This window comes from Streptomyces sp. H39-C1, assembly GCF_027158125.1.
Taxonomy (GTDB): domain Bacteria; phylum Actinomycetota; class Actinomycetes; order Streptomycetales; family Streptomycetaceae; genus Actinacidiphila; species Actinacidiphila fildesensis.
The window spans coordinates 1-801 of the sequence record NZ_JAPVLS010000284.1 but is presented as its reverse complement, the minus strand read 5'-3'; the positions used below and the strand labels follow the sequence as shown (position 1 = coordinate 801).

The window sequence follows — 801 nt, the reverse complement described above, 5'->3', positions numbered from 1 at the left end:
CGCTCAGCGCCGCGAGCGACAGCGCGGCGCTGCCGGCGAGCACCAGGACCACGGCGGCGCGCACGGGCACCTTGCGGACGGCCCACACGGCTGCGGCGAACAGCACCCAGGCGGCGGCGTACCAGTACAGAAGGTGGCGCGGGTGCGCTTCGGAACCTCCGATGCGGATGGTGACGGCGACGACGGCGGTCAGCGCGGCGACGAGGACTGAGGTGCATACGGTGCGGACTCCCACACCGTCCACCGTGGCAGGTGCGGTGCCCTGTGCGGACTGCGACATGGCGGTGTCCTCAATCCGTAAGGGCTGATCAAGGGCAGGGATCCGATCGCTGGTCTCCAACCGGCTGGAGCGCATGGCTCACCTTCGGGCCAGTTCTGTGAAGTGGCGGCCGTCCACGGACCACTCCTCGACCGTCGTCCAGCCCGCGCCGTCCGCGGCCGACCGCAGCGCGGCCGCGCCCAGCCGGGCCCAGGGGAAGTCCCGGCCGTACCGGCCCCGGCCGTCCTCCACCCGTACGGTGAAGCGCTCGTCGACATCGTAAGCCGCGGCCTCGACGAGCAACCGGCCACCGGGGGCGACCAGTTCGCCCACCCGTGCGAGTAGCGCCCGCGCGTCGCCACCGATGCCGACATTGCCATCGATCAGCAGCGCCGTGCCCCAACGGCCCTCCGCCGGCAGCCGGTCGAAGACCGACCGGCACAGCACCGCTCCCCCGATGTCCCGGGTGCGGGCCACGGCCGCCGGGCTGACGTCCACGCCGAGGGCCGGTACTCCGGTGGCCGCGATCGCCGCCACCAGCC

Annotated in this window: 2 pseudogenes; both read right to left on the bottom strand. The window is 73.4% G+C overall.

What is annotated here, in order from left to right:
* A pseudogene (locus O3W51_RS48225) lies at positions 1 to 280 on the bottom strand (hypothetical protein); the annotation flags it as partial.
* Between the two features lie 78 nt (positions 281 to 358).
* Positions 359 to 801, bottom strand: a pseudogene (locus O3W51_RS48220) (class I SAM-dependent methyltransferase); the annotation flags it as partial.